The sequence below is a fragment of the Virgibacillus senegalensis genome (genome assembly GCF_000821245.2).
In the GTDB taxonomy this organism is placed as follows: domain Bacteria; phylum Bacillota; class Bacilli; order Bacillales; family Amphibacillaceae; genus Sediminibacillus; species Sediminibacillus senegalensis.
In genome coordinates this window covers 1,270,572-1,295,490 of the sequence record NZ_LN611424.1, presented here as the reverse complement: position 1 = coordinate 1,295,490, position 24,919 = coordinate 1,270,572, and the positions used below count along the sequence as shown (strand labels likewise).

Annotated in this window: 28 protein-coding genes, 1 pseudogene and 1 riboswitch; of the genes and pseudogenes, 17 read left to right on the top strand and 12 right to left on the bottom strand. The window is 42.0% G+C overall.

What is annotated here, in order from left to right; translation table 11 throughout:
• Positions 1-241 precede the first annotated feature (241 nt).
• From BN1067_RS10485 to BN1067_RS10475, 3 genes are all read left to right on the top strand, one after another.
• Entirely contained in the window at positions 242-1,189 is a 948-nt protein-coding gene (locus tag BN1067_RS10485) for a 1,4-dihydroxy-2-naphthoate polyprenyltransferase (RefSeq protein ID WP_053218804.1), read from the top strand.
• Positions 1,190-1,338: 149 nt separating this feature from the next.
• Positions 1,339-1,731 carry a hotdog fold thioesterase gene (locus tag BN1067_RS10480; protein WP_053218803.1) on the top strand — a complete coding sequence of 131 codons (393 nt, stop codon included), beginning with the start codon at positions 1,339-1,341 and terminating at the stop codon, positions 1,729-1,731.
• Positions 1,732-1,748: 17 nt separating this feature from the next.
• Positions 1,749-2,129, top strand: a complete 381-nt coding sequence (locus tag BN1067_RS10475) for a TraR/DksA C4-type zinc finger protein (protein WP_053218802.1) — start codon at positions 1,749-1,751, stop codon at positions 2,127-2,129.
• A gap of 83 nt (positions 2,130-2,212) precedes the next feature.
• Here the strand turns inward: BN1067_RS10475 and BN1067_RS10470 are convergent, their stop codons facing one another.
• Positions 2,213-2,800, bottom strand: a complete 588-nt coding sequence (locus BN1067_RS10470; protein ID WP_267893607.1) for an ECF transporter S component — start codon at positions 2,798-2,800, stop codon at positions 2,213-2,215.
• 171 nt (positions 2,801-2,971) lie between these two features.
• A riboswitch (FMN riboswitch) is annotated at positions 2,972-3,115 on the bottom strand.
• Positions 3,116-3,179: 64 nt separating this feature from the next.
• Positions 3,180-4,238: a M20/M25/M40 family metallo-hydrolase gene (locus tag BN1067_RS10465; protein WP_053218800.1), complete on the bottom strand. Its 1,059-nt coding sequence runs from the start codon at positions 4,236-4,238 to the stop codon at positions 3,180-3,182.
• A gap of 101 nt (positions 4,239-4,339) precedes the next feature.
• On the opposite strand from BN1067_RS10465, the gene BN1067_RS10460 reads away from it, so the two are divergent.
• Positions 4,340-4,897 (top strand): thioredoxin family protein, encoded by a 558-nt coding sequence (locus BN1067_RS10460; protein ID WP_053218799.1) that lies wholly within the window; start codon positions 4,340-4,342, stop codon positions 4,895-4,897.
• Between the two features lie 315 nt (positions 4,898-5,212).
• Positions 5,213-6,211 carry a potassium channel family protein gene (locus BN1067_RS10455; protein WP_053218798.1) on the top strand — a complete coding sequence of 333 codons (999 nt, stop codon included), beginning with the start codon at positions 5,213-5,215 and terminating at the stop codon, positions 6,209-6,211.
• Here the strand turns inward: BN1067_RS10455 and BN1067_RS10450 are convergent.
• The gene (locus BN1067_RS10450) at positions 6,194-6,601 is read right to left on the bottom strand and encodes a YugN-like family protein (protein ID WP_053218841.1); all 408 of its coding nucleotides are present in this window, start codon (positions 6,599-6,601) and stop codon (positions 6,194-6,196) included. The genes BN1067_RS10455 and BN1067_RS10450 overlap by 18 nt on opposite strands.
• A 240-nt stretch (positions 6,602-6,841) precedes the next feature.
• Positions 6,842-8,194, bottom strand: coding sequence for a glucose-6-phosphate isomerase (locus BN1067_RS10445; RefSeq protein ID WP_053218797.1), 1,353 nt, complete (start codon positions 8,192-8,194; stop codon positions 6,842-6,844).
• 255 nt (positions 8,195-8,449) lie between these two features.
• Here BN1067_RS10445 and BN1067_RS10440 point away from each other — a divergent pair, with 255 nt between their 5' ends.
• The 3 genes from BN1067_RS10440 to BN1067_RS10430 all read left to right on the top strand — a co-directional run bounded on the left by BN1067_RS10440 (position 8,450) and on the right by BN1067_RS10430 (position 10,124).
• A complete protein-coding gene (locus tag BN1067_RS10440; RefSeq protein ID WP_053218796.1) occupies positions 8,450-8,689 on the top strand; it encodes a DUF378 domain-containing protein in 240 nt (79 codons plus the stop codon).
• A gap of 410 nt (positions 8,690-9,099) precedes the next feature.
• Positions 9,100-9,384 (top strand): hypothetical protein, encoded by a 285-nt coding sequence (locus tag BN1067_RS10435; RefSeq protein ID WP_053218795.1) that lies wholly within the window; start codon positions 9,100-9,102, stop codon positions 9,382-9,384.
• 167 nt (positions 9,385-9,551) lie between these two features.
• Entirely contained in the window at positions 9,552-10,124 is a 573-nt protein-coding gene (locus BN1067_RS10430; protein ID WP_053218794.1) for a hypothetical protein, read from the top strand.
• Between the two features lie 168 nt (positions 10,125-10,292).
• On the opposite strand, the gene yugI is transcribed toward BN1067_RS10430, so the two are convergent.
• Complete coding sequence (gene yugI / locus BN1067_RS10425) at positions 10,293-10,682, bottom strand: S1 domain-containing post-transcriptional regulator GSP13 (RefSeq protein WP_053218793.1); 390 nt, start codon at positions 10,680-10,682, stop codon at positions 10,293-10,295.
• A 336-nt stretch (positions 10,683-11,018) separates the two neighbouring features.
• Here yugI and BN1067_RS10420 point away from each other — a divergent pair, with 336 nt between their 5' ends.
• Both BN1067_RS10420 and BN1067_RS10415 read left to right on the top strand, forming a co-directional pair.
• Positions 11,019-11,861, top strand: a complete 843-nt coding sequence (locus BN1067_RS10420; protein ID WP_053218792.1) for an alpha/beta fold hydrolase — start codon at positions 11,019-11,021, stop codon at positions 11,859-11,861.
• 81 nt (positions 11,862-11,942) lie between these two features.
• Entirely contained in the window at positions 11,943-13,115 is a 1,173-nt protein-coding gene (locus tag BN1067_RS10415; protein ID WP_053218791.1) for a MalY/PatB family protein, read from the top strand.
• Positions 13,116-13,205: 90 nt separating this feature from the next.
• Here the strand turns inward: BN1067_RS10415 and BN1067_RS10410 are convergent, their stop codons facing one another.
• Entirely contained in the window at positions 13,206-13,796 is a 591-nt protein-coding gene (locus BN1067_RS10410; protein ID WP_324777882.1) for a superoxide dismutase family protein, read from the bottom strand.
• A 498-nt stretch (positions 13,797-14,294) separates the two neighbouring features.
• On the opposite strand from BN1067_RS10410, the gene BN1067_RS10400 reads away from it, so the two are divergent.
• Positions 14,295-14,675 carry a kinase-associated lipoprotein B gene (locus BN1067_RS10400; RefSeq protein WP_053218790.1) on the top strand — a complete coding sequence of 127 codons (381 nt, stop codon included), beginning with the start codon at positions 14,295-14,297 and terminating at the stop codon, positions 14,673-14,675.
• A 43-nt stretch (positions 14,676-14,718) separates the two neighbouring features.
• Here BN1067_RS10400 and BN1067_RS10395 read toward each other — a convergent pair whose 3' ends face one another.
• From BN1067_RS10395 to BN1067_RS10385, 3 genes are all read right to left on the bottom strand, one after another.
• Positions 14,719-15,876 carry a cation:proton antiporter gene (locus tag BN1067_RS10395; protein ID WP_267893610.1) on the bottom strand — a complete coding sequence of 386 codons (1,158 nt, stop codon included), beginning with the start codon at positions 15,874-15,876 and terminating at the stop codon, positions 14,719-14,721.
• 27 nt (positions 15,877-15,903) lie between these two features.
• On the bottom strand, positions 15,904-16,392 hold the full coding sequence (locus BN1067_RS10390; protein ID WP_053218789.1) for a cation:proton antiporter regulatory subunit: 489 nt from the start codon (positions 16,390-16,392) through the stop codon (positions 15,904-15,906).
• Between the two features lie 81 nt (positions 16,393-16,473).
• The gene (locus BN1067_RS10385) at positions 16,474-16,737 is read right to left on the bottom strand and encodes a phosphocarrier protein HPr (protein WP_053218838.1); all 264 of its coding nucleotides are present in this window, start codon (positions 16,735-16,737) and stop codon (positions 16,474-16,476) included.
• Between the two features lie 241 nt (positions 16,738-16,978).
• Here BN1067_RS10385 and deoD point away from each other — a divergent pair, with 241 nt between their 5' ends.
• From deoD to BN1067_RS10370, 3 genes are all read left to right on the top strand, one after another.
• Positions 16,979-17,686, top strand: coding sequence for a purine-nucleoside phosphorylase (gene deoD / locus BN1067_RS10380; protein ID WP_053218788.1), 708 nt, complete (start codon positions 16,979-16,981; stop codon positions 17,684-17,686).
• A gap of 123 nt (positions 17,687-17,809) precedes the next feature.
• Positions 17,810-18,412 (top strand): biotin transporter BioY, encoded by a 603-nt coding sequence (locus BN1067_RS10375; protein WP_053218787.1) that lies wholly within the window; start codon positions 17,810-17,812, stop codon positions 18,410-18,412.
• 414 nt (positions 18,413-18,826) lie between these two features.
• Positions 18,827-19,300, top strand: a complete 474-nt coding sequence (locus BN1067_RS10370) for a divergent PAP2 family protein (RefSeq protein WP_053218786.1) — start codon at positions 18,827-18,829, stop codon at positions 19,298-19,300.
• 143 nt (positions 19,301-19,443) lie between these two features.
• Here BN1067_RS10370 and BN1067_RS10365 read toward each other — a convergent pair whose 3' ends face one another.
• The 3 genes from BN1067_RS10365 to BN1067_RS10355 form a co-directional block, all read right to left on the bottom strand.
• Complete coding sequence (locus tag BN1067_RS10365; protein WP_053218785.1) at positions 19,444-20,139, bottom strand: 3D domain-containing protein; 696 nt, start codon at positions 20,137-20,139, stop codon at positions 19,444-19,446.
• 75 nt (positions 20,140-20,214) lie between these two features.
• Positions 20,215-20,526, bottom strand: coding sequence for a YuiB family protein (locus BN1067_RS10360; protein WP_053218784.1), 312 nt, complete (start codon positions 20,524-20,526; stop codon positions 20,215-20,217).
• 235 nt (positions 20,527-20,761) lie between these two features.
• The gene (locus BN1067_RS10355) at positions 20,762-21,982 is read right to left on the bottom strand and encodes an NAD(P)/FAD-dependent oxidoreductase (protein ID WP_053218837.1); all 1,221 of its coding nucleotides are present in this window, start codon (positions 21,980-21,982) and stop codon (positions 20,762-20,764) included.
• Between the two features lie 337 nt (positions 21,983-22,319).
• Here BN1067_RS10355 and BN1067_RS10350 point away from each other — a divergent pair, with 337 nt between their 5' ends.
• The 3 genes and pseudogenes from BN1067_RS10350 to BN1067_RS10340 form a co-directional block, all read left to right on the top strand.
• Positions 22,320-23,306, top strand: coding sequence for an NAD(P)/FAD-dependent oxidoreductase (locus tag BN1067_RS10350; protein ID WP_053218783.1), 987 nt, complete (start codon positions 22,320-22,322; stop codon positions 23,304-23,306).
• A 186-nt stretch (positions 23,307-23,492) separates the two neighbouring features.
• Positions 23,493-24,320 carry an MBL fold metallo-hydrolase gene (locus tag BN1067_RS10345; protein ID WP_053218782.1) on the top strand — a complete coding sequence of 276 codons (828 nt, stop codon included), beginning with the start codon at positions 23,493-23,495 and terminating at the stop codon, positions 24,318-24,320.
• Between the two features lie 303 nt (positions 24,321-24,623).
• Positions 24,624-24,919, top strand: a pseudogene (locus BN1067_RS10340) (transposase); the annotation flags it as partial.

Sequence of the window (24,919 nt, the reverse complement as noted above, 5' to 3'; positions counted from 1 at the left end):
ATTTTCCAATATATAGACACATTAATAAAAAATATAACTTCTATCCCATAAAAGCAAGTATTCACGTCTATATTGCATACTTACGAACCACTATCTATTTTATTCTCTTTTTACCCGTTTCTCAACAATTGCCACTAATTCCTAGGAAATTATTATAATAGATAATTGACACCGTCCTGTCGTTTCCCTAAACTTAATATGATATACCACGATTTGAAGGCATAAGTAAGGAGAGAACCATATGCAGTCCCTTGATAAAAACGCAATCAGCAGTGCACTCAACGAAAAAGCAGGGTTCCAAGTATGGTGGCGACTGTTGCGCCCGCATACTTTAACCGCTTCGTTTGTACCGGTATTTGTTGGTACGATGGCGGCATTGCTACATGCTCCCATTAATTTATGGTTGTTTGCCGCAATGCTGCTAGCATCCATGCTGATCCAGGCAGCAACGAACATGTTCAATGAATATTATGATTATGTCAGAGGATTGGACAACGAAAAGTCTGTCGGAATCGGTGGCACCATTGTCCGCGATGGAGTCGCACCCAAAACGGTACTTCGTTTGGCGTTGGGTTTCTTCGCCGTAGCCATATTACTCGGTGTCTATATTTGTCTGGAATCCAGCTGGTGGATTGCCATAATCGGAATCGTCTCCATGCTGTGCGGCTACTTATATACAGGAGGTCCTTATCCCATTGCATATACTCCATTCGGGGAATTGATTGCCGGTTTCTTCATGGGTACAGTCATTATCGGAATTAGTTATTTTATTCAAACAATGGAAGTAACTGGCGAAGTTATATGGATTTCCATCCCTGTCGCGATCCTGATCGGCACCATCATGCTGTCGAACAACATTAGGGACTTGGAAGGCGATAAGGAAAACGGCAGAAAGACCATCGCCATTTTAATCGGCAGAAAGAATGCAGTAGCTCTGCTTGCAGCGTTATTTGCAGCCAGCTATTTATTAATGGCTGTCTATGTATTCACAGGCATTCTACCAATTTGGTCCTTCATCACCCTGCTGGGCTTAAAAAAAGCAGCGAAAGCAGTCAATGGCTTCAAAGGGAAAACCGTTAATTTGGAAATGATGCCGGCAATGAAAGCGACCGCGCAGACAAACACCTTTTTCGGATTATTGCTCGGGTTGTCATTGCTAATCGAATATTTCTTTCCCTTTCATTTGTAAAACACACCGGAGAAACGACAAGCTGACGACTTGTCGTTTTTTTATTTCGCCTGCCATGCATTCAGGAATATTGGCATTTCGAACAGCAGGAAGAAAATGTACGTTTCATCCCCACATCCTGGGGAAATAAAATACAAAGGAAGTTTACTATGAATCTTGAAAACACCTTAATGGATACACTTGGAATGGAAGTAATCACTCAGGAGAAAGAGTTGGTGGAGATCACCATGCCAGTGAACAAGAACACACATCAGCCAATGGGCTTTTTACATGGAGGGGCAAGTGTAGCACTGGCAGAATCAGCAGCCAGTATAGGAGCTTTTTTAAATATCGATGCCGGCAAACAGCAAATTTTCGGCATCGAGATTAATGCGAACCACATAAAAAGCAAGCGTTCTGGAATCGTTACGGGCAGGGCTACCCCCCTTCATCGAGGCAAGACGACCATGGTGTGGGACGTTAAAATCGTGGATGAACAAGACCGGCTGATTTCTGTTTCCCGGTGTACGGTAGGAGTGGTACCAATAAAAACTCCTGAGTAAGAAAGGAGAAACGTTACATGGAACAAGAAAAATTAAAACACTTTAAACAACTATTGTTAAAAATGAAAGAAGAGGCACAAGAAGAACTGGGAATAAATACGGACAGCTATAATCTGGATAAGGAATATCCCGATGACTCTATCGGAGAGTTTACCAACTACGACAACCACCCGGCTGATTTAGGAACCGAAATGTTCGAACGCGAAAAGGCGGCCACTCTGAATGCCCAAACCCGAGAAAGATTGAGTGAAGTCGAACACGCGCTTGATAAAATCGATAAAGGTACTTACGGTTACAGCGAATCGTCAGGAAAACCAATACCGGAAGAGCGTCTTGAGGTTGAGCCGACCGCACGTTATCTCGTCGAAGAAGTCGACGGAAACAATCAAAACAGATAAATGAAGAAAGAGCACCTGTCGAAGCAGATGCTCTTTCTTCATTGTAAACCTATTACCAGCCATTCCCATTGTACAAAAAGATTTTAAGACACGGAAATCCTTTTTCTCTCAAGCCATGGCTTCAATTTAATAAACAACGGCACGAACAGAACGCCAATCACAATGCCTTTGATGACATTGAAAGGAAGGATGCCTCCTGTTACTGTCACCAGTTTCACTTGATCACTCATCGACTCCCAACCCATAAACCAACTGTAGGCCGGCAGAAGCAAAAAGTAATTCAGAATCCCCATTCCTACAGCCATGACAATTGTACCTGTTACTATTCCGGACACCAGGCTCTTGACACCTTTGAACTTATGGTAAAGCAAGGACACCGGAACTACAAACAGAACACCGGCGAGGAAATTGGAAGCAATGCCAATTGGGTCTCCCGCACCTGTATAAATCAAATATAGTAGATTTTTGATAGCCTCCACAATAATTCCCGCACCCGGTGAAAAAATCAATGCGGCTATTAATGCCGGCACTTCACTAAAATCCACTTTTAAATATTGCGGGAGCATGGGGAGCGGAAAATTTAAAAACATTAACACCATCGAAATGGTCCCGAGCAATGCCAAAATAATCAATTTAAATAAATTAGAAGATTGCTTAGTCGTCACAGCCAATATCTTCTCCTCCTTCATCTTTATACATCGAATCCTATCTGGCGATGAAGGTAGAACAGAGCTCCCAATGAACAGGGAAACCATCAAAAAACCCTAAAGCTTCAAATAGCTTCAGGGTTTGGTTTACGTTCAACAGGAATAAAAGGCAGTATCATACACACCTTTTCTGTTCCGTATCTTCTCCCATCCAGACTATAACTGTCGGTCCTGGAATTGCACCAGGTCAGCCATCCGGCATATGCCGGACAGGTCACGGACTTAGAGCTTTTGCTCCTCACCGTCGGTCGGGAATTTCACCCTGCCCCGAAGATAGAATCGATATTTTAATGTACATTTATTATACGCTTTTTCCAATGATTTGCAAACAAAAATGCCTTTCTTAATCTTCCAGCGGATTAAGGCTTTCTTCCCCAGTAAGCCCGGCAATCATCTTGACCAGTAAGTCAATCTCTTCATCCATATCCTTTATACTCACCGTTTCCACAGGCGAGTGCATATACCTCAACGGAAGGGAAACAAGGCTTACAGGCACGCCCCTTCCGGTCAAGCGCATTTTATCGGCATCCGTTCCTGTTGTCCGCTGTGTCAATTCATATTGGACTTTCATATTCAAAGAACGAGCTGCTTTCTCTAACAGCTGATTGATTTTAATATTGATCGGCGCCCCTTTTGCAAGTACCGGACCTTTTTCCAATTGCACATCTCCATATTTATTTTTATTGACCCCCGGATAGTCTGTTGCGAAAGTAACATCACAGGCAATCGCCATATCCGGTTTAATCCCCGCAGCGGCAAAATAAGCACCACCCATATTGGTTTCCTCGTTGACAGTACTCGCTGCGTACACACCGACGTTCACTTCCATTTCAGAAAGCCGCCGCAATACTTCAGCTACGATAAATGCGCCTGTGCGGTTATCCAGACCACGGCCGGATATATAGCGATCGAGCAATACTTCCGGTTCCCGCTTGTAGACTGCAAGATCACCGATTTGTACATACTTTTCCATTTCTTCTTTAGAGCGGGCGCCGCAATCAATGAATAAGTCTTCCAACTCAAAATCTCCCTTGATGCCGCCATGATGCTGTGCATTTACTCCGATGACGCCGGTGATTTCCTGCGCATACCCTAATACCGTCACTTTCATCCCGATAGCCGCTTTGGGATTGATACCGCCCATCTTATCAAAATGAAGATACCCCTGGTCATCGATCCGGTTAATCACCAGGGCAATTTCATCACAGTGACCGGCCAAGAGAATTTTGAACTCAGCATCCGGATTGATTACGCCGATTGCATTCCCTGCATTGTCGGTGATTACTTTATCAGCAAAAGGCTTGACGTAGTCGATCCACTTTTTTTGAATAGTCATCTCCATACTTGACGGTGACGGAGTCCGTAGCAAATCCATTAAAAATTGTTGTCTATTTTGTTCCATATGTAGTTCCTCCTTTATCACATAGGTTAATGATACCAAAAAACTGGGAAAACAATAAATGTTGTGGAGCAGAATTATATTCGAAAATTAGGAGTGGTGAAATGAATCTAGAAAAATGGTACCAAAAAGGGATCGGGCCAGATCAATATATTGAATCGATGCAGCAACATAAAGAAAATTTGTTGCACGTATATGATCATTTTATTCTACCTGAAGATAACGAGTTTTTCGAGAAACTTCGCAATAAAAATCTTCGGGCAATCGTTTTGACGGAAGATTGGTGCGGGGATGCCATGATGAATGTTCCTATTCTATTTCATCTCGCTCAAAAGGCTGATATCGACATACGGTTGCTTGCACGGGACGAAAACCTGGAATTGATGGACAACTATTTGACGAATGGAAAGTCACGTTCCATACCGATTTTCATTTTTATGGATGAAAACGGGAATGAGGTGGCTAAATGGGGACCCCGCGCACCTGAGATACAGCAGTTTATCGAGGAATCGATGGCAAATCTGCCTGACAAAGACGCAACAGATTACAAAGAAAAGCGAAAGGAACTGTTTACATTTGTCACTAAATCCTTTCGCGATAACACCGATTTCTGGAAGCAAACATATCAAAGCATTGCCACTTCTCTGAAGCAGTTAATCTAATTATTGCCCGGCTGAGGCCGGGTTTTTTAGTATGGAATGGCCATTTTGGAGATACTGGATAGTAAGAAAAGGAAACGTCCGTTAATTTGGCAATGACAGAGGCGATTTTCACGTCTAATTCGTCTGCATATATATCCCCCCTTCCAAGATCTATGGGCTCTACTGGTACCAACGCGAAAACCAATTCCGACATGTCGGCTTTTGCCACTATGTTTTTTTCCTGCCACGTAGTGAAGAATTGGGATGGATGCTGACTGGATCTTATTTAGCCACACGAATTTTGATTAAGTAAAAACAAAAGGTGAGCTTACGCATATGCAAACACTTCTGCAAGTTTATTTTCGCATGCCATTGTTTTTCCGTTTACTATCATCTGTCCTTCTCCTTATGCTGTTATTCGGAACGGTTATCCATATTTTGGAACCTGTCCATTTCCCGACTGTTTTTGACGGAGTATGGTGGGCATTCGTGACCGGTTCAACAGTAGGATATGGGGATTATGTGCCGCTTAGCAACCCCGGGAGAATTGTTGCCATTTTGTTAATTCTCGCCGGCGGCGGTCTGGTGACATTTTACATGGCGACCATATCCGCTGGAACCATCAAACATGAACAAGATCTCTCCAAGGGACTCGTTACGTACAAAGGAAATGACCATATCATCCTTGTCGGCTGGAATGAACGGACCAAACAGCTCATGGAAATGATTGCCGAACAAAACATAAACAGACAGGTTGTTTTAATCGACCACACTTTGAATCACCTGCCCTATCAAAAACACCACTTGCATTTCGTCCGCGGGTCAGCCTTTGAGGATGAAACCTTAGAAAAAGCAAATTTGAAACAGGCAAAATACGCTGTAATTACCGCTGATCCTTCCAAGAAGGAACAGCAAGCAGACCAGACAACGATACTTACAACGGTCGCCATAAAAGGGAACAACCCCGATATCACCTTGATTACGGAAATATTGACGAAAGATCAAATTAAAAACGCCAGCCGCGCTGGCGCAGATTCGATTATTCGTTCAAACGACTTTATGAGTACCTTAATTTTTCAAGAGCTGTTCCGGCAAAGTCCAATCAGACCATTTGGTTTGCTTCTTGAAGTGTTGGCCGATCAGCAATTTCAGCAAATTCCTTTGCCTGATGCGTTATACAACAAGACCTTTTTAGAATGCGTGAATTATTATGCTAGTTCGGAGAAGTTGATGATTGGAATCAAGCGGAAGGACAAGGTGATTGTCAAACCTCCCTTCCACACCAAGCTTCAACAGGACGATACACTCATCGTTCTTTCAGCGCTGCATAAGTGAATGTTCCACTGTTTGCAGCAGTTTTTTTCCCTCTTCAACGAATTTATCGTCTACTTCTCCATCAGGATCTTTCGGTGTTTGAAACTGGTCTACTGCTCCTCTGAGTGCTCCATTACGGCCGTCCGCATCCACACCGGACTGGTAGACATGGGATAACACGAACGGTTTTCCCAATTTCACAACCACTCCTGGGGAATCAAGCATGCCTTTTACCGCCTTGAAAGGAATACGCAAAAACTGGTAGCCGTCTTCCACCCCCATTTTGTAATCAAACGATCCTTGATCGTAGTCCCAGTTGCCGCCGATGGTGAAGCCAATCGGCTTTAAAGTCTCCTCGAGGTCATGAAGGGAAAAATCACGGTTTTCCAAGTCAGATGGTATCGGAATCATATGAACTACCTCCTTTGCTATCAGCTTGCCCTGATCAAGCAATTTCATGAGGAATTTACGTATAACAACCGTGCTGGATTTCCTTTCTGTACCCAAAGCTATTATCTTTTTTCTTAAAAGTGAAATGTCAAACATTTGCGGCGAAGCATATCCTGTTACCTGGTTTACAGCTCCTTTTGAAAAATAAAATGACTGCCGGTAAGTCAAAAACTTATCGGCAGTCCCTTATCATGTTGTCCTTTATTTTTTTAAACGATTTTCCAATTCTTGTTTTTGTTCTTCGAATCCTGGCTTGCCTAACAGAGCGAACATATTTTTCTTATATGCTTCTACTCCTGGCTGATCAAACGGATTGACACCAAGCAGGTAGCCACTGACGGCACAGGCTTTTTCAAAGAAATACACCACATAACCGAAAGTGTAGGCGTCAAGCTTAGGCAGGTGTACGATCAGGTTCGGTACTTGTCCGTCTGTATGAGCAAGCATCGTGCCCTGATATGCCTTTTGATTTACTTCATCGATTGTTTTACCGGCAAGATAATTAAGCCCGTCAAGGTCTTGGTTATCCTCTTCGATGGTAATATTTGATTTCGGTTCTTCTACGTGAAGCACCGTTTCAAACAAGTCTCTTCTGCCCTCTTGCACATACTGCCCTAAAGAGTGAAGATCAGTAGAAAAGTTTGCCGAAGAAGGATATAATCCCTTGAAGTCCTTGCCTTCGCTCTCCCCGAACAGCTGCTTCCACCATTCAGCAAAATATTGAAGTGCCGGCTCATAGTTGATCAGCATTTCAATGTTTTTTCCTTTGTTGTAGAAAATATTGCGAACAGCCGCATACTGGTATGCTGGATTTTCGTCCAATTTTTCAGAGGATAGTTCCTGCTGTGCTTGATGGGCACCTTTCATGATCTCATCGATATCAATACCACTGGCTGCGATCGGAAGTAATCCTACCGCTGTAAGGACAGAATAACGTCCACCGACATCGTCAGGGATAACAAAGCTTTCGTATCCTTCCTCGTTAGCCAATGTTTTCAAAGCACCCTTTTGCTTATCAGTTGTTGCATATATACGTTTTCTTGCTTCTTCCACTCCATATTTATCCTCAAGATATTTACGGAATAAACGGAAAGCAATCGCAGGCTCTGTTGTGGTTCCACTCTTTGATATGACGTTGATGGAAACATCCTTGCCTTCAAGCATATCATACAAGTCATTCATATAAGGAGCGCTGATGCTATTGCCGACAAATAATATTTGAGGTGTGCCGCGTTGTTCTTTGCTTAATTCGTTGTAGAATGAATGATTAAGCATTTCAATCGCAGCTCTTGCCCCTAAGTAGGAACCTCCGATACCGATCACAAGCAAAACATCAGAGTCAGATTTGATTTTTTCAGCAGCTTTTTTAATCCGGCTGAATTCTTCTTTGTCATAGTTTTCAGGTAGATCCAGCCACCCTAAAAAGTCGCTGCCTGCTCCTGTTTGGTTATGTAAAGCCTGATGGGCAAGCTTTACAGGTTCTTGTAAGTAATCCAGTTCGTGCTTACCGAAAAATGATAATGCACGATCATATTCAAAACGGATATGTGTCATCATTTAACCTCCAAAATTTATAAATCACTCTAAATTAAATGTACCGAAACCTAAATCGTAAATCAAGCAATCCCCATTAACCCCTTTACCCGCCAGGCTCCATAAGTATGCAAGCGAACCAAGAAAAACACCGGGGACAGTCCCCGAGTTTTTGTCCCGCGTATCTTTTTTTGTCCCGCTTGAATTTTTTTGCATATATATCCGATACCTGGGGATTGCTAATAGTGGAAGTTAATTAAGAAGGAGGGATGCTGTATGAATACATTACAGCGTATTTCTTTACTGCTTGTGATCATTGGCGCGGTAAACTGGGGTCTTGTAGGTTTATTCCAATTTGACTTAGTGGCTGCCCTTTTCGGCGGAGGAGAACAAAGCGGTGCTTTTGCCAGAATTATTTACACATTAGTCGGCATTAGCGGGCTGATTTGTTTATCGATGCTTTTTAAACCAGATGAGGAATTTGCTGATAAAAGGGAACCAGAAACAGAAAGATAAGGATATTGCCGTTCTGTACAGTATAGGACAGAACGGCTTAATCATTTTTCACCTGTAAAAAACTGCCTGTTCAAAATAAATGGTTCAGTAACAGGAGAGTAAGAAAAAAATAAATAATACACAATGGAAGGCAAATTGCATAGCATTTTGTACTCCTATTTTTATTGATAGTAAAACGAATATTAATCGCGATGTTATTTTAAATGTCATTGTAATACTATTATGGAGTTGTTCCGGTTTTGGAAAGGTTTTGTGGGATCTCATGTTAAAATACATAGAGAGAAACAGAACGAGCTTATTCAATTTGTTCAATAAGAATCAGGATGTACTAACGTCTAATAAAAAACCATGTAAAAAATTGAGATGCAGCACTTTCGAATGATAACAGGACATAAATAATGGAGGTAGTTATGTGGGTAATATTAGGCATTATGGCTATAGCAGCAACTATAACAAATCTTTATATGTTTAAAGCAGGAAAGGATTATAAGCTTGCTATGGCGATGGGATTATCATTTACAGCATTAACACTTTGTGCAGAATACAGTCTTGTATCCACGTGGGTTAAAGCGGAAGATTGGGCAGCTTTATTGGATGTAGTACCTGGTATGGAAAGGGCATTATGGTTTTTGACCTTTGTTTCTATCTTACTAAATATAGCACCTATACTTTTAGAACGAAAAAGGAAGAAATAATTACTTATTGTCACTTCATTTAATAAAAGAACACACCAAATAACCTTCCGTTATACTCATGCAGGAAGGTATTGTACTATTTTGTTAGAAATAGTGATTAAGCTATGTCTTGGAATGAAGTATTGCTCTCTATCATTATTGAAATAGTGACAAAAGGAGAGGGAAATTTGGATAATTCATTAGTGATGAAGACTGATACCTCCTTTACTTTGAACTTTTTGATTTACATTCAAAATATTTTTCTAAATCAAAATGAAGAAGAATTAAGGTTTCCATATTTATCAAACAGAATGATGTTTAAAGAACAATTTGAATTAAAGTATAAGGAACTTTGGAATGAAGTCTCAGAAAAAATATTTAAAGATAATGGTAGCGATTCAAGGATATTTTATGAAGAAAAAGATGTATTCTATCAAAGACTGTTTATGAATAATGCAGAAAGTTTGACAGGTTTTAATGAAGTATATATATCCTTTCAAGTGTGGTGGGATAGCTTTGCAGGGAGATTTTCGGTAGAAAGGTCTATCAATGAAATTGGTCGAAATTTATATTTAGAATTGGCAAATTTTCTAAAGAACAGTGGAGTCGAACCTCAAAAGCACTTGAATATAATTTTAGTATATGATGACTGTTTATTAGCTAATAATGAAGCCTATTCATACTTTGCAATTCTTCCTATAAAAGATTTCTTTGTTAAATATAAAGAATTAGTTTCTAAATTAAGAGAATGTTTTTATTAAGCTAACGGGGGAGCGTTAATGGAGAAAAAATTAAATAATAAAAAACGCTCAGAAAAGATCTAAGCGTTTTTGTTTGCTGTAAGATTCGAGTTTTTGCTAATTCATTGTTAGCATTTTTCTCTCCCAAAGCTGAACCCGTTATGTTCAGAAGGCAGTTTCAAAATCGAACTAGTTTTTATAAGTGTTTTCTCGTTCTTTCGACTGCTCGATCCACTCTTCCAGTTTATCTTTCAACGTGTTGAAGCCGGCTTGTTGATTATCCTGCTGGACAGCAGTGTTCGATTTTTGTCTATTCGCTTCCGGTTTTTTAGGTGCTTCTTCCGTAGCGCGGATAGACAAAGAATATTTGTTTTTTTCTTCATCTATTTGAAGAATTTTCACTTTTACTTGATCTCCAACAGAAAGATGATCATTAATATCCTTTACATAACCATGTGTTACTTCTGAAATATGAACAAGTCCCTGCACCTCATCATCAAGTGCTACGAATGCACCGTACGGCTGGATGCCTGTTACTTTTCCTTCAATTATTTGTCCTGTTTCAAACTTCTCTGACATGCTGAACAACTCCCGATTTTATTTTCAATGATTAATACACAATATATAATTCTAGCACATAATGTACATTACCGCAAAAAATAGCATATTCGATGCCTTTTTCAGACCATTGATCGAAAAAAATCCTATTTTAAAAAACTTTTTTTGATTTTTATGTTTAAAAGGGATTGATTATGGTTATATCTATAACTGTAAGACTTTCTCGTATTCCCCCTGTTGAAGACAAAGCAACGTAGCTTTGTCTTTTTTTTTGCCTATAAGACTTACCTGCCCCAAATAAATCAGCTGACTTGTGGAATAATATCCCCATCCTATTACTAACTAGAGGGGATAAAAATGGAAACAGCCGAGCAGAAAAAAATCATTTCGTACCAGAATGTGAACATCTATTACCGCTTGCACCGATCAACAGAAAAACCAGATAGTCCCTGTCTGGTTTTTCTGCACGGCTTCTTATCAAGTCAGTTTTGCTTTCGAAAGATGATTGCCATGCTCCGTCCGTATTTTCATATCCTTACAATCGATTTCCCTCCATTTGGAAATAGTGGGAAAGCGCCTGCTTTTACTTATTCTTATCAGAACATGGCTGACTTGATTATTCATATACTGGACACTTTGCATATTAAAAAAATCTGGGTGGTTGCTCACTCAATGGGCGGCCAGATTGCACTTCGCTGTGCACTTACATATTCCGAAAGGATTGAAAACTTGATTTTGATGGCTCCTTCCTGTTATTTGAAAAAGGCATCACGGATGCTTGATGCCTTCAGCGCATTGCCCGCCTCACCGAAACTATTAAAAGCAGCATTGCACAGAATTGGCGTCGAGGGCTTTCTTAAAAAATGCATACATGATGAACAGCTGATTACGAAAAGAATGATCGCTGTATATACCAAGCCTTTTTTGGATGAAGCGATCTACTGCTGTCTCACCAAATTGATTCGGGACAGGGAAGGTGATTTACCATCTGCCCGCTTACAGACTATTAAGCAGCCATGCCTGATCATTTGGGGAAAACAGGATTTGATTTTACCCGTTTCCAACAGCTATCGCCTGCTTCGTGATTTGCCTAATGCCGAACTGTGCACCATTAGCAGTGCAGGTCACTTTCTGCCGGAAGAAGCTCCCCAACTTATCTGTGATTACATCCTGACAAAGGCGGCTAAATGGCAGGGATGAATTCAAATTGTTTTCAATCTATTTTTCCTGTTTATATAATGAGAAGGAGTATTGTGGAAGTAACAAAAGGAGGACAATGGCATGGTCAATTTTGATCAAGTACCAGAGCGTACCGGCACCAGGTCGGTTAAGTGGGATTTATTAAAATCTATTTACGGATCTGAAGAAGTACTTCCGATGTGGGTTGCCGACATGGATATCGCTGTACCGGAAGCAATCAAAAAAGCATTGGTAGACAGAGCGGAACATGGCATTTTCGGATATACCGTCACAGATAAAGCAATTAGCCAATCGGTCACCGGCTGGCTGAAAAAACGGCATGGGTGGGATATAAAGCCATCCTGGCTTCTATATAGCCCGGGAGTGATCACCAGCTTGCATATGGCTGTACAGGTGCTGACAGAAAAAAATGACAAAATCATGATTCAAACGCCCGTTTATCCGCCATTTTATGATCTTGTTCAACTGCATGATAGAGAGCTGGTTAAAAGCCCATTAAAACTACAGGATAATCGATATGAAATCGATTTTGCAGCATTCGAATCAGCTTTGAAACAAGGTGTCAAAGCATTTATTCTATGCAATCCGCACAACCCGGTCGGCAGAGTATGGACCGAAGAGGAACTGCGAAAAATCGGGGAACTTTGCTTAAAGCATGATGTCTTGATTTTTTCCGATGAAATTCACGCAGACCTGGTTTATCCTAATCATCGCCACATACCTATCGCTTCTCTATCGGATGAAATAAACCAGATTACAATCACTTGCATGTCACCTACCAAATCATTCAACTTGGCAGGACTTCAGGTATCCTATCTGATCACTCCGGATAATCAAAAACGGAAAAAAATCGACGAGTTTTTCCATATGCAAGGGATAAAGATGATTAATACAATGGGGATTACCGCATTGGAAGCGGCCTATAATGAAGGGGAGGAATGGCTTGAACAGCTGCTTCATTTATTGGACGGAAACAGAAAGCTTGTCGAAAAAGCTTTCCAGGACCGGGATGAGATAACAGTCATCCCCGCTGAAGGTACTTATTTAATCTGGCTTGACTGCCGGTCATTAAATATGTCGCAAGATGAACTGAAAACGTTCATGCAGGAAGAAGCAAAAGTAGGATTGAATGATGGCTCCTCTTTCGGAAAAGAAGGAGAAGGATTTATGCGCATCAACATCGCCTGTCCACGCGTAACCGTAGAAGAGGGTCTGAACCGCATTCTAACAGCTTTAGATGTACGAAAAAATTAACCTGGCACTACATTTGAATTTGAACAAATCAAGCATAAATAAGGCTGTCGCCACTGCTTCCGAGGAATACGAGCAGCTCTAGACGACAGCCTATTCTTGTTCTTTCTCCTGGTTATCTTCCGTTGGATCTGTCGGTGACTGGCCTGCTTCAGACTGTTGTTCTATTTGTATTTTACCACAGGCTATTCTTGCGCCAGATTCGCCAGCTGGCTGACTGACACCATCATCTTGACTTTCATGAAGCACCAAAGAAGTGCCGTCCTCCTTTAACAGGGAGTTTTTCCCGTCAGTCAAAGTGGCTCCGCTTAATGTTAGTTCTGCCTCTGCTACTCCATCCTCAGCCACTTCCACATTCGGAAGATCTCCCAGATGAGCCCCTTCCGGATGCATCAACCCGTGATCCTTTCCTTCTGGATTTAAGTGGCTGCCTGCGGAGGTAAAGTCTGGCCCATCACATTTGGGAAACTCATGTACGTGAATACCATGATACCCAGGCTCCAACCCTTCTAGTGACAGTTTCACTTGTACGCCGTCTGCTTGTTCTGAAAGTTCTGCTGTTCCCAGTGAATCACCATCGCTGTTCAACATATCAACCTTCAATGGTGATCGAATATCCTCCTGGCAGCCCATCAGCAGTAACAATGGTACAAAAAGAGCCGTTTGTTTCAACAGCTTTGCCAAGAAATCATCTCCCATCAAAAAGACGTCACATGGGAGTAGTATTGCCGGTAAACACCTGAATTATCCTTTTTTACACAGCGGCTTTTCTCTCCTTCTTATCCGCTGCATTTCATAAGGGGGCAGTCGGCGCGAAAATAATGCTTTATGACAAATGAAAAACCCCGCAACAAAATTACGGGGGACCGGTTTAATGCCTTGAATGGTTCTTTTTATTTGGAACGGACGAAGACGTATCCATCGAATATTTCTCAGCCGTTCGCTTCTCTTCTTTTTTAGAATGTTTGTATATAAGATACATGGTTATAACGGCACCGATAGAGAATATCACCAAGGATATCAGAGCAGGTATATATTCCGACTTATCTTCAGGAAAATATAAAAATTCCATCATTGTGAACCACGCCTTTCTATATTCATTATAGCAAAGTGGTTTCGTTCTTGTACATCTTTCCCTCATCTGGCAAAATGGAATTAACCTATAGGAGGGAAGTGGCATGAATGGAAAATGCTTCAATAGGCGAGATCGTGAAAGCCCATTATAAATCCGGAACATATATAGGAGAGGTTATCGAAGATCGTGGGGCTAATTACTTGATAAAAGTGCTGGCAGTAGTAAAACATCCGTTACAAGGAGACTTGCACAATTACGGAAAAACAGAGGATGTGTTTTTCCATCAACGAAAAGCTCTGAGCTGGCAGGAAAAGATGAATGTTTCAAAGCCGGCGGTACATCCTTATACCGAAAATTCGATTCCTGACTATGAATCATCCTTGAAGGAATCACTTGATCAATTGAAAAATAAACTTCGACAACAGGATACAGCTTTTAACCAACAAGCATTGAAAAGTTTGCAAGAACTGGAGCAATCCTATTTCTAAGCAGCAGTGTAAAGTCTGTCTCTATCCGGAGACAGCTTTCTTTTTAAGTACCAGGTACCTTGAGGTTCTTCTTCTTCGGTTTCGTTTTACCGTAAACTTTGTTGGCTAACTTTGGAGCCTGCTCGAATAAAACCATTCCTATGAAAGCAGCGGCAACAATATACATACCAGCCATCACCTTTACCGTGCCAACAGCAGTCGCGGCAATTACCACGGAAAATTCCCCTCGTGCACAAAGGGACAATCCCGCGCGCAGTGACACCTTTTTGGATAATCCGTACCACCTTCCGCCGACAACACCGACCAATACCTTGGAAACGATAGACCAGACGAGCAGAATCATCAGCAAAAAGGGCATTGGAATACCGTTACCCAACTCGATCGTGGTACCAAAATAAATAAAAAAGGTAGGGAGCATAAGATCTCTAATTGGAACAACCGTTTGCTCTACCCGATGTAGGTTCCTTATCTCAGCAAGCATCATTCCGGCTAAAAACGCCCCCAATACTTCTGACAATCCAAGCAACAATGCCAAACCGCCAAAAGCCAGCGCAATTCCGACTAACAACGCCATTTTAAAATCCTCGTCTTCGATCTTTTCCCATAAATAATCAAACTTCTTGAAAACAATCTTCCCAAGTAAAATAGCCAGAAAGGCCATTCCGGCGATTTTCGCCATTAAAGTCATTAAATCACTGACAGCAAAACTGGCACCGCTTCCTAAACCTATCAAAATTGCTACCACAATTGGCGCTACGACGTCTTCAAAAATAAGGATTGCCAAAATGAACTCCGTTTCCGTATTGGCCATCCGGCTATGATCATCCAATAGTTTAGCCGTGATGGAAGAACTGGTAGCGTAGGCGACTCCTCCGACAATAAAGGCAGAAAATAAATCCATACCAAAACCCACCGCAATCATCATCGAAATACCTAAACTTAACACGACATCCAAAAGCCCTGATGGCCAGGCCCGTTTGGCAATCCCGCCAAGCCTGGAAACACTGAATTCCATTCCCAATAAGAAAAACAGCAGCACAATTCCTACTTCGCTTGCAATATGAAGGATTTCATTCTCTGCTAAATAGTCGGCCAGCACGATGCCGAATAAAATGTAAAGAATGACACTGGGGAATTTGATTTTCAAGCTTAAAAACCCCAGATAAAAGACACTGAGGAGAATGAGACCGGCACCTAACAAAACTGGTAAATCAATATGCAAGGACGATCATCCCTCCCCTTTACACAAGGCGGTCAAAGCCGCGATTTGATCTTTTTTCCCCACACACATCAGCAGGTTTCCCGGTTCCAGCTTGGTTGTTGTCTCTGGGATGGCAATGGTCTCTCCCCCTTGGACAATGCCAATGATGGTTGCCCCCGTCCTGTTTCTCACCCCTGATTCTTCAATCGTTTGGTGTGCTAATGGAGAGTTGTCCTTCAGCTTGACATAGTCGATGACTATTTGATTTTGAAATATCTTCAGTTTATCTGCATCGACAGGCTGGTAGGTTGCACCTAACAATTGAGCCCCAAGCTCTCTTGTCTCATCAGGTGTAAGATCCATCGCAAAATCAGCCTCATCGCTGTCCGCATCATTAAAAAAGTACAGCTCCCGTTTTCCTGTATGATGGACAACTACAACAAGCATACTGTCGTCGCCTGTCTTCAATGTTATTTTTTGTCCGATTCCCGGCAGCTGTGAAACCGATACATTCATTCCGTACACCTCACTTGCATCTTTACATATTTGTCTGTAAAAAAAAGCTAGAGAAATTCTCTAGCTTTTCTTGTACCTATATTATTCACCAAGATGTTCTGTGATTACTTCAGCAACACCATCAAGCGCCTGTTCTTCGTCGCTTCCGTCAGCTGTTACTGTAATTTCGGCACCTTTTGGTACACCAAGGGACATAACGCCCATAATGGATTTCAGGTTCACGGTTTTGCCATTGTAATGCATTTCGATTTCTGACTCATACTGACCTGCTTTATTCACAAGAAGTGTAGCTGGCCGTGCATGAACTCCTGTGTCGTCTGTAATAGTGAATTTTCTTTCTTGCATGATTATCCATCCTTTCAATCTTCCCATTATATATATCACTTTTCCATAAGTTATCTGGTCTAAACCCATATGTGAAAAGTTGAACTCCAATTTATTATATACGAAAAGATTCGATTTAGAAACAAAAACCTCCTGTTTTCTTCGACAGGAAAACTCCTATAACCGGCAAACCGTTATTTGTGTTTAATTTTTGATTATGATACTTTAAATTTGTATGAGTTACTAAACAGGAGGTATTGCCATGAGCGTACATATTGGAGCCAAACCAGGCGAAATTGCGGATAAAATTTTACTTCCGGGAGATCCTTTGCGTGCTAAATATATCGCAGAAAACTTTTTGGAAGATGTCCATTGCTATAACGAAGTCAGAGGGATGTACGGATTTACCGGTACTTATAAAGGAGAGAAATTGTCTGTACAAGGAACAGGTATGGGTGTCCCTTCTATCTCGATTTATGTCAATGAACTGATCCAAAGCTACGATGTCAAAAAACTGATCCGCGTCGGTACATGTGGTGCTATCCAGGAGGATGTCAAGGTTCGCGATGTCATCCTTGCTTCTACTTCTGCGACCGACTCTCAAATAAACAGGATGGTGTTCGGCGGTATTGATTTCGCACCCGCTGCAGACTTTGAATTGTTAAAAAATGCTTACGAAACTGGAAGCGAAAAAGGGCTTCATCTTCGAGTCGGCAGCGTCTTTACTAGCGATAGCTTTTATCGGGACAATGGATTGGAGCTGTTTAAGCAGTTAGCTGAATATAAAGTATTGGGCGTGGAAATGGAAACAACAGCCCTGTACACCCTTGCCGCCAAATACGGTCGACAAGCCCTATCTGTATTGACGGTTTCCGATCACATCCTTACTGGTGAAGAGACTAGCGCGGAAGAGAGACAGACCACATTCAATGAGATGATCGAGGTTGCTTTAGAAACAGCAATCAAATAATATAATTTTGCCGGCTTCTATCAGGTGCCGGCCTTTCTTTCACCTTTATGTTAACCTTTATAATTTTCAGATTGACAATAAGTCCAGACCTCTCTATTCTTTAATTAAAAGGAGGCGTAAGAAATGAAAAAATTTACTGCAGCAGATTTATCCATGGGTGCCGTTTTTGTTGGATTGATGGCAATCGGTGCCAATATAGCAGTATGGTTCCCTTTTTTGGCTATTCCAATTGGTGGAGTGTCCGTCCCTCTGTCCTTACAAACCTTTTTCGCCATCCTCGCCGGACTGCTTCTTGGTAGAAGATTAGGTGTATTTACCATGCTTACATACCTCATGATCGGATTTGCCGGTGTTCCGGTATTTGCTAACATGAAATCTGGTCCGTTCATTTTGTTCGATTACACCGGCGGCTTTCTGCTCTCTTTTTTAGCCGTTGCTTTTTTCACCGGATGGATTGCCGAGAAGTTAAAACGGCCGAACGTACTTACATTAACCATAGCTTCGTTTGCAGGGGTAGCAGCTAATTATTTGATCGGAGTCAGTTATATGTACATTGCTATGAATACATGGCTAGGCCTGCATATCTCTTATCAGGCAGCATGGCTGGGCATGGCTCCTTTTCTCGTCAAAGATATAGGCCTGACAATCATTGCTGCTTTGTTGATATTGAAAATAACCAAAAGCATACAGCATCGTTCCACTGCATTTTCAACGAGTCCCAGGTAACGTTTAGGAATTCCGAACGTCGGCAGGCTATACGACTGAACAAAAAACAGGAAATTAAGCAAAGCTATTTACAACCGGGCTTCCTTCCGAAGGGAATTCCGGTTGTTTTTCCACTCTAACTGAACTGCCGTTTAATGTTATTGTATTAACGCGCATCAGGAATTCACTACTCTCCTGAATCCTGAACAATGTGGACTTCTACTTATTCTCGATTTTTTCTTTCCCCTCGGCCACCTGTGCTAAAGGAGGCAATTCCACTACTGCGGTTTCCCTTATAGGTATGATATAATCAAATTTACATTCGAGGACACCCAATTTTAACTTATATCCCTAACAAAACAAACGTTATTTTGACGGGATATTTGGGAAATACTATAAGACAAGATATTGGCCAGGAAAGGATGTATAGGTTGTATGGATTTATTTATTAATTTTCCCTTATTGGCTGCTTTGGCAGGCATTGTAATCGCCCAAGCGGTAAAAGTTCCGATTCAGATGATAGCGGAAAGGGAGTTCAAACCTGGCTTGGCCTTTAGTACGGGCGGGATGCCAAGTAGTCACTCCGCTGCGGTGGCAGCCGTTTCAACCGGGATTGGACTTCAGGAAGGGTTTGATTCCGGAATCTTTGCTGTAGCCTGTGTGTTCAGTATTATCATCATGTTTGACGCTTCTGGTGTGCGAAGACAAACAGGTGAACAGGCCATTTTGCTGAATACCCTTGTAAAAGACTTTAGTTCGTTCGTGGAAGAAGCAAAAGGTTGGGGAAAAAAAGGAGAATACCAAAAACGGGAAGAATTGAAAGAGCTGCTTGGACATCAGCCGATTGAAGTGTTTTTCGGTGCTTTATGCGGGATCATCATCGCGTTAGTGTTATACCAATTCATCTAGGCTTAAAAAGATTCATAATTCCGGTTTCTTGTTGTATTCTACATTTACCAACTACTATCTTTACTTATAAAAAAGCTGCTCCGCCGGTCACGGCATCACTAATTTGTCAGTGATAACTCCGCAACTGGCTGGAGCAGCTTTTTTTAGCTTTTCTTGATTTGCTCGCGAAATACTTGTAATGCTTCTGTTTCATTCAGTTCCTTCAATTCTTTTTCCGTCAAGGTCCCATCGCCTTTTTCCACAACGAAGACATCCACTTCTTTTTTGCCCCACTTGGTAAAGACGTCTTCGACGGTCGGATAATACAAATCAATTTTGTTTCCCTGAATGGCAGCACCTTTGTCCGCTACCACCCCGTATCCATAGCCCGGAATCCATAGAATGGTTCCAATCGGGTAAACAGTCAAATCAGCTGCAATCGTGGAATATAAATCTCTCGTTACCTTGACTCCGGAATAGGTAATGCCATACTGGGGATGTTCAGGAGATTTACCAGTGGACTCCACACCCGCAGTATAACCAGTGGCCATTACAGTCGCACTGGGATATTGCTCAAAATCAATGGCTTCCTCTAAGGTTTCCGGTCCCGTTACTTGCTGACTGGAGATATAGGTCATTTCTGCGTTTTGATGGTTTAATGATTTCTTAGACAAACTGATTTCTTTTTCAGACTGGAAGCCATATGCCTTTGCTTCTGCAGGGGCTCCGTTTACTTTTTCAATGATACCATTTTTTAAATCCATTGCCGATACATTGGTCAGTGCCCCAAACGTCGCATAAAAAGCTCCCAGAAACAAAAGAATCATCATGCTTCTTCTTAAAAATTTTAATTTTCTCATGGATAACACCTCTCTGGATGTCATCCTTTCCATAAAAGAGAAAAATTATACCATTTAACGCAGATCATCCGCAAATCAGAACATTTGGTAGCCGTTTTTGCGGAGCATTTTGATCACAATACCGGACACAATCGTACCGATAAACCCGCTGGTCAAAATGACAATATCAACAATTGTTAGTCCGACTAGCCTCTCTCCCAACGCTTGGAATGCACTACCGGTATTTGTAAAGTACTGTTTAAAGGGAATGTCATCTACAATCAACAAAACAATGATTGGATATATAAATGCCATCAGCCACGATTGGCGGAGAAGCATATTTAAAATAAACGCAATCCCGAAAAATAATACAAAAAACAATAGAATAGATACGACTAGCTGTATCATCCGCTTTCCCCCCTTATGCGGACACCCGCTCGTTAATGAATCCAAAACTAATTTTATAGTGAAAGACACAATTGCGCAACCGCCTCCTCGACTTGAATCAAAACCGCTTCAGAAGGAAGCGTTTGAGAAAGCTTTCTTCTTAATGATTTGGAAGTGGCAAGCATTCCCATATTACTTACTTCCACCACAAAAAAAGCAAAGGCAGCCGTGCCGCCTTTGCTTTTGAGAAATGATATTAACCAAAAATGTTGAATTTTCCTTTTTTCAATAGCAGGCCAATGCCTCCGAGTTTCAACAAATAACGGTTATCAATGACTTTTTTCATGACTGAAGCCGACCAGCCGAATAACTTTTTATCACCGAATACTACTCCGATGGCATCGTCGTGACCAAGAGAAGCAACCGTTCCACGGTCATTATACGAGAAGGACTCAAGCTGAGTACCTCCGCCGGCAAGGATTGCCAGGTTATGAGCAGCAACCTCAGCTTCTTGGATGGCGATTTGGGCAGTTGGCGGGTAAGGACGCCCGGTATCTTCATTCATGATCAATGCACAGTCGCCTACCACAAATACATCAGGATGTGATGGTGCACGCAAGTCTGGCTGAACCTCCACTTTGCCCCGGTTTACTTCTAAACCAGATTCTTCGACAAGGGAGTTCGCTCTCACACCAGCAGCCCAAACGGTTGTATTGGTCGGAATTTCTTCTCTTTTTTCATCCTTTTCGATAATGATACTATTTGGGGTACATTCTTTCAGCATTGCACCAACTTTGAATTCAACGCCTCTTGCTTCCAAAGAGTTCATGGCATATTCGACCAAAGCAGGATCAAAGCCAGGAAGTACGGTTGGTGCAGCCTCTACGTTGATAATCCGAACTTGGCTGCGGTCGATATCGTATTCTTTGCAAAGTTCCGGAATACGGTTGGCAAGCTCGCCGACAAATTCAATTCCTGTAAAGCCGCCTCCTCCGACAACAATGTTCAAACGCTCCTGCTTTTTCTCCGCTTCATTGTTATATTTAGCGAAATTGTATTCAATATGCTCCCTGATCAGACGGGCTGAATTAATGTTATTGATCGTGAAAGCATTTTCCAACAGGCCGGGGATTCCGAACGTTGCTGCCTCGAACCCAAGCGCTACTACCAAATAATCGTACTCCAACTGACCATTTTCTAAGATGACTTGTTTTTCATCCGGTTTGATACTAACTACCGTATCTTGGACAAAATTGATTTTACTGAAATCGACGACATCCTTGATTGGCAAACGAGTACGGTCCTGGTGAAGCGTGCCGGCAGCGTTTTCGTGCAGCCATGTTGTTTGATAATGATAATCATGCTTATTGACCAGAGTGATACGTGCATCATTGACACCTAGTTTTTTCTGCAATTTCACTGTAGTCATAATACCGCCGTAACCGGCTCCGAGAATGACGATGTTTGGCTTATTCATTTTAATCACTTCCATTTACTTATTTTCCTTACTTTTATTTTCCGAAAGTTTACGATAATTATTACGTGATGTTTTTCACGTACTACTCCATAAAAAACAAACGGAAAAAAGGACGTAAGCTCCGCAATCCCGGACGGCCGGGGTTGTATGTAATTTGTCACAATATCGTAATATATTTTGCACAATGATAATCTTAGCCCTTTTTTTGACAATTTTCAAGCCTAATTTTCTTTTTTGGAAAATTGAAATTATGAAGAAAGTACCATTCATTACGAGCCAAACTTCATTTTATGTTAGAATAGTGGTTGTGTATTCAAGGTGATAGGAGGAATCAATCATGTCCAATGAGGTATATGATGTGACAATCATCGGCGCCGGGCCAGTCGGATTGTTCACTGCCTTTTATGGCGGCATGCGCCAGGCAAGTGTGAAAATATTAGAAAGTTTACCGCATATTGGCGGACAACTGTCCGCCCTATATCCGGAAAAATATATATACGATGTTGCCGGATTTCCTAAGGTTCGTGCCCAGGACCTGGTCGACAAATTGAAAGAACAGGCTGACATGTTCGATCCTGCCATCGTACTTGGTCAATCTGTCGAGGCAATTGAGAGGCTGGAAGATGGCTCATTCAAAATGACCACCAATACAAATGAGGTACATTATACGAAGACAATCATCATAACAGCCGGTAACGGTGCGTTCCAACCACGTCGTTTGACAATTGAAGGCATCGAAGCGTTCGAAGGGATAAATCTTAATTACTACGTAGAGGACATGAAAAAGTATGCGGGGGAACGCGTCTTATTGTGCGGCGGTGGTGATTCTGCTGTTGACTGGGCATTGATGCTGGAACCGATTGCCAAGGAAGTCACCTTGGTCCATCGTCGGGAAAATTTCCGGGCCCATGAGCATAGTGTAGAAAAGCTGATGAATTCCAGTGTGAATATTATGACACCATTTGTTCCGGAAGAAATGATCGGCGAAGACAAAATTGAACAGGTAAGGCTGAAGGAAGTAAAAGGAGACAGAGAAGAAATCATTGATGTAGATTCCGTTCTCGTCAACTACGGCTTCATATCCTCCCTGGGACCGATTAAAAAGTGGGACTTGGAAATCGAGAAAAACAGCATTGTCGTTAATTCGAAAATGGAAACAAACATCCCGGGTATCTATGCAGCCGGAGACATTTGTACATATCCAGGAAAGGTCAATTTGATCGCTTCTGGATTTGGTGAAGGTCCGACTGCCATCAATAACGCGAAAAATTATATTGATCCGAATGCACGTGTACAACCAAAACATTCCACCAGCATGTTTTAATAACAGCAGTTTTTGACTTGCAGAGAAGCTTAACGTTTTTCTGCAATTTTTTTATGGTCATATTTTTGTTTAGAGAGATACTTCCATAGGTATACATCATTATACGTAATTCTTCCACTGGCAGCTGATAGGATTGCTGTTAGCGGGGATAATACGAATGGAAAGAGCATATGGAGGTGACTGAACATGGAAAATGAATTTGAAAATAGACTAATTCCGGCTACTTCGGTTGCCAGCGGAATAGGGGAAGACGTTTTGATCGACCTGTATTGTTTTCCGATCCAAGTCGTTAATATGTACTTCTTCGGTCGTCCAGGAGACCCTTGGACAGTTATCGATGCCGGTATGCCGCGTTCTGCGGACAAAATTATCGAAGCAGCAGAAAACCGCTATGGCAAAGATGCGAAACCGGAATCCATTATCCTTACACATGGCCATTTTGATCATGTCGGAGCAATTGTCGAACTGCTGGAGAAATGGCCGGTTCCTGTGTATGCCCACCTTGATGAGCTTCCGTACTTAACCGGCAAGGAATCGTATCCAGAACCCGATTCCTCCGTAGACGGTGGATTGGTGGCCAAAATGTCACCAATGTTCCCGAACCATGGCATTAACATTTCAGAGTATGTCAAGCCGCTTCCTGACGATCATACGGTTCCTGGCATGCCAGGATGGGAATGGGTTCATACCCCAGGACATACGAAAGGACACGTTTCCCTGTTTCGTGAAGAAGATCGTACTTTGATTGCCGGTGATGCCTTTGTCACGGTAAAACAAGAGTCGTTATACAATGTGATGACCCAGAAGCAAGAAATCAGCGGACCGCCAAAATATTTAACAACGGACTGGAAAGCTGCCAAAGAATCTGTCATCAAGCTTAATGAACTGGGACCAATACTGGCAGCCACCGGTCACGGGATTCCAATGTCAGGAGATTTCCTCGCCCAGGAGCTGCAAAAGCTTGTCGACAATTTTGATACGATTGCCCTTCCGGAACACGGGCGTTATCTTTAATATGACCCAAACGAGAAACAAAACCCTCGACTTTGCGGTGGCCACTGAAAAAGTCCTTTCTAATCCAGAAGAGATTTTAAAGTTTGTTGTTGATTCTCACGAATCGCTTATCGGTGGATGCTTGCCGCGGGCACGGCCTCAGCTAACTTGGTCAAGAAGATCACTTAACCAAGTGGATCTTCGGCTCGCGCTGTTCCCGCAGGCGTCACCACCGAACGCTCATCGTGGAATCAACAGAGGGTAAACGAAAAAGAAGTGACTTTCTTTGAATTCTAAAAGAAAGTCACTCTTTTTTCTTGTACACTGAAAACCATCTATATGTCTGATGGGGATCTCGTGGAACGAGCTCAGGTCGACATGTCCTTCAAGTATTTCCTTGCAATGGCACCAGAAGATGACGACATTGATCCCAGCTTATTAGCTTACTTCCGTCGTAAACGTCTGAAAGACCCAAACCTTTTAGATTTCCTGATTGGAAAAACCGTAGAGTTCGCGCTTGAGAAAGGCGTGATCCAATCGAAGTCTCTCATCCTTGATGCGACACACACAAAGGCTCGATACAATCAAACATCCCCTCAAGAAGTATTGCGTAGCCGTTC